Source organism: Sphingobium ummariense RL-3, from assembly GCF_000447205.1.
GTDB lineage: Bacteria > Pseudomonadota > Alphaproteobacteria > Sphingomonadales > Sphingomonadaceae > Sphingobium > Sphingobium ummariense.
Window position 1 is genome coordinate 1 of the sequence record NZ_AUWY01000010.1, and the last position, 3,813, is coordinate 3,813.

Consider the following 3,813-nt stretch of genomic DNA (forward strand, 5'->3'; position numbering starts at 1 on the left):
CCGCCGACGAGCGGCGGCTGGAGACCAACCGCCTCTCGGGCGAGCGTTTCGAATGTCCGCCCGTGCTGCTGCCCGAACGCATCGGCTTCCCCAGCGGAGAGATCCGCATCGCCCAGACCGAGCAGGCCGAGCATGACCGCCTCTCGACCGAGCGTGAGCGCATCGGCCCGGTCAACCTCGTCGCCGCGCAGGAGCTGGAGGAACTGGAGACGGCGCAGGCCGCCAGCCGCGCCGAGAGCGAGGAGCTGACCCAGGCGATCCACCGCCTGCGCGGCTCGATCGGCAGCCTCAACCGCGAGGGGCGCCAGCGCCTGCTTGCCGCCTTCGAGGCGGTGGACGGCCATTTCCGCCGCCTCTTCACCACCCTGTTCAACGGCGGCCAGGCCCATCTGGAACTGATCGACAGCGACGATCCGCTGGAGGCCGGGCTGGAGATCATGGCCCAGCCGCCGGGCAAGAAGCTCGCCGCACTCACCCTTTTGTCGGGCGGGGAGCAGGCGCTGACCGCCGTGGCGCTGATCTTCGGCCTGTTCCTGACCAACCCCGCGCCGATCTGCGTCCTCGACGAGGTCGACGCGCCGCTCGACGACGCCAATGTCGAGCGCTTCTGCGACCTGCTGGACGCGATGGTCGGACAGACCGACACGCGCTACCTGATCGTCACCCACAATGCCGTCACCATGGCCCGCATGCACCGCCTGTTCGGCGTGACGATGGTGGAACGCGGCGTCAGCCGCCTCGTCTCCGTCAACCTGGGCGGGGCGGAGGCGCTCCTGGCGGCGCAATAGCCGACCGGGCCGCTAATCCCGCCGGCCGAAGCTCCGCAGGCGGCGGAACAGGCCGCGATCGTCGATCGGCTCGAACATCTCGTCCGGACCTTCGGGGTCCAGCACCTCATTGTCCGCCAGCCAGGCCTGCACGTCGCTGAGATTGGGCGTGCGATAGGGCCTCAGCGTCTTGCCCGGCTTTCCTCGCAATTCCTCGATCGCGCCGATCAGGCCGCGCTCGGCGATCACCGCCGCCACGCGCTCGACCGGCAGATCGAGATGCTCGGCGATCAGCCCGTCGCGGATGCGCACGATCGCCGCTTCGTGCCCCGCATTGGCCGGCAGCGCGGCATCGATGCAGACGTCGCATTCGGTGTCGAGCCGCATCGACCGGTTGTTCATGTTCGACGATCCCACCCGGATGATCCGGTCGTCGACGATCAGCACCTTCGCATGGACGTAGATCGGCGCGCCGCGCGTGGTGAACGGATGATAGATGCGCAGCCGCCGGTGCGGATCGCGCGCCTTCAGCGCCTCGAACAGCCGGGCCCGTGCCGTATCCATCGCCTGCTGCTCCAGCCAGCCGTCGGCCTGCTCGGGATTGACGATGACGATCTCCGGCCCGTCCTCCTCGCCCAGCTTTTCGGCGATCGCCTCCGCGATCCGGCGGGACGCGAAATACTGGCTTTCGGCATAGATGGAGCGCTTCGCCGCCGCGATCTGGCTCAGGTACAGCCGCTCGATCTCGGTCAGTTCCTCTTGGTCGTCCATCTTCGGGGCCGTCCGCGCAATGGCGACGTCGACATTCTCGAACTGCACCGGCAGCGCATCGGGCCAGCATTCATATTCGCCCTCGACCGGCTCCAACTGCCTGCCACCCGCGCCCTTCCAGCGATTGCGCGCATGCTCGCCCAGCGCGGCCGCCACCGGCCCCTTGAGCGCCGTCGTGGCATCGTGCCACGGGCCATAAGGCGACCCGTCGGGATGGCGCCGCCCGGGTTCCTCGTCGCGATGATGCCGCGTGTCCCACCGGTCCCCGGTCATGTCGATCCCGCCGCAGAAGGCGAAGCAGTCGTCAATCACCACGATCTTCTGGTGATGGGACGCGCCGGCAGGGTGATGGCTGTCCAGTCTCACCGTGATGCGCGGATGCGCCTTCCATTTGAGGGTGGTGAACAGGTTGGACGGCCGCAGCATGGATTTGATCGCGCCGACGTCCCAGCGCAGCAGGAAGATCTCCAGCTCCGGCGTCCGCTCGACCAGCCAGCTGATGAACTCGCCGATGACCAGCGGCGCATCGTCCTTCGCCTCGTCCTCGCGGATCAGCGTGATCGCGGCGTCGAAGTCCCAGCCGATCAGCATGATCTGCCGCTTCGCCTTCAGCATCGCTGTGCGGGCATGGCGGAAATAGGCTTCGGCGTCGACGACGACGCTTGCCTTCGCGGCCCGCGCGATCCGCCAGCAATCCTCGCCCTCGCGCGGTCCCGTCATGCGCTGCCCACGACCAGGCAGGCCAGGAACAGCAGCAGCCCGGCGAAACGGTTGGACCGGAACTTGACCAGCGGATCGGCCCCGTCCTCCTTCAGCGTCGCGACCTGCCAGGCGAGCTGTCCCGCCATCGGCAGCAGGGCGACAAGCGCCAGCGCCTGCGGCCGCACCTGCCAAATCGCGGCCGCCCACAGGGCCAGCGCCAGCGCATAGCAAAGCGCCACGCCGATGCGCACATGGCGCCCCATAGACAGGGCGCTCGAACCTATCCCGATCAGCGCGTCATCCTCCCGGTCCTGCAGCGCATAGATGGTATCGTAACCCACGACCCAGCAAATCGTGCCCGCATAAAGCAGCAGTCCCGGCGCGGTAAGTGCACCCGCCGTCTCGCTCCACCCCACCAGTGCCGCCCAGGAGAAGACGAGGCCCAGCCACAGCTGCGGCCATCCCGTAATCCGCTTCATGAAGGGATAGGCCGCGACCAGCGCCAGCGAGGCGAGCGCCACGCCCTGGGCGTAAAGGTGCAGCTGCAGCAGCACGACCAGCCCGACCAGGCAAAGGAACAACAGCCACGCCCAGGCCAGCTTCAGCGATACCGCGCCGCTCGCCAGCGGACGCGACGCGGTACGCGCCACCCTGGCGTCAAGATCGCGATCGACGATGTCGTTGAACACGCATCCGGCGCCGCGCATCGCGATGCTGCCCAGCAGCAGCCACAGGACCAGCGGCCAACGTTCCCGCGCGCCTCCCGCCAGCGCGACCGCCCAGGCGCCGGGCCAGAACAGCAGCCACCAGCCGATCGGCCGGTCCAGCCGCGCCAGCAGCGCCAGCGCCCGCGGCACCGCCGGCAGCCGCTCCACCAGCCCGCGCGCCTCGCTGTCGGGAACGATTATGTTCAACCCATGCTCCGTTCGCCCTGAGCTTGTCGAAGGGCAGTCCTGCTCTTTAGAGAAGAACGGGGCTTCAACAAGCCTGTCCTGAGCCCGTCGAAGGGATCAGCCCGAACGGAGTTTAGACCCATATGACCGCCACGCCCGCCTGGCCGCCGCAGAGCGCCCCGCGCCTCCACGTCGAAACCCTGCTGGATGAAGGCGTCGCGGTGCCCGTGGACGGCAATCCCGCCCATTATCTCATCAGCGTGATGCGGGTGAAGCCGGGCGATATCGTGCTGCTGTTCGACGGCCGCTCCGGCGAATGGGCGGCGCGGGTGCGCGACCTGCGCAAGCGCGACCTCGTGCTCGAATGCGTCGAACGGACGAAGCCGCCGGAGCTTGTCCCCGATTTCTGGCTCTGCTGCGCGCCGATCAAGAAGGGCCGCATCGACCTCATCGCCGAAAAGGCCTGCGAACTGGGCGTTGCGCGACTCCAGCCCGTCCTCACCCGCCGCGCGGTGGTGGACAGGCTCAACCTCGACCGGCTCCACGCCCATCTGGTCGAGGCGGCCGAACAATGCGGCCGCACCGCCCTGCCGGAACTCGCCGCGATGGTGAAGCTCGACGCCCTGCTGCGGGACTGGCCCGCCGGCCGCCGCCTGTTCTTCGCCGACGAGACCGGCGGC

The 3,813-nt window shown here is 68.6% G+C and carries 3 protein-coding genes and 1 pseudogene; 2 read left to right on the forward strand and 2 right to left on the reverse strand.

Annotated elements, in window-relative coordinates; all coding sequences use genetic code 11:
* Positions 1-788 (forward strand): annotated as a pseudogene (locus M529_RS25390) (chromosome segregation protein); the annotation flags it as partial.
* A gap of 12 nt (positions 789-800) precedes the next feature.
* On the opposite strand, the gene M529_RS25395 reads toward M529_RS25390, so the two are convergent.
* Complete coding sequence (locus tag M529_RS25395; protein ID WP_021316091.1) at positions 801-2,258, reverse strand: phospholipase D-like domain-containing protein; 1,458 nt, start codon at positions 2,256-2,258, stop codon at positions 801-803.
* On the reverse strand, positions 2,255-3,154 hold the full coding sequence (gene ubiA, locus M529_RS25400; RefSeq protein ID WP_021316092.1) for a 4-hydroxybenzoate octaprenyltransferase: 900 nt from the start codon (positions 3,152-3,154) through the stop codon (positions 2,255-2,257). Before ubiA ends, M529_RS25395 begins: the two co-directional genes overlap by 4 nt.
* Before the next feature lie 122 nt (positions 3,155-3,276).
* Between ubiA and M529_RS25405 the strand changes: the two genes are divergently transcribed.
* Positions 3,277-3,813 (forward strand): RsmE family RNA methyltransferase (locus tag M529_RS25405; RefSeq protein ID WP_021316093.1); only part of this gene is annotated, 537 nt, incomplete at its 3' end.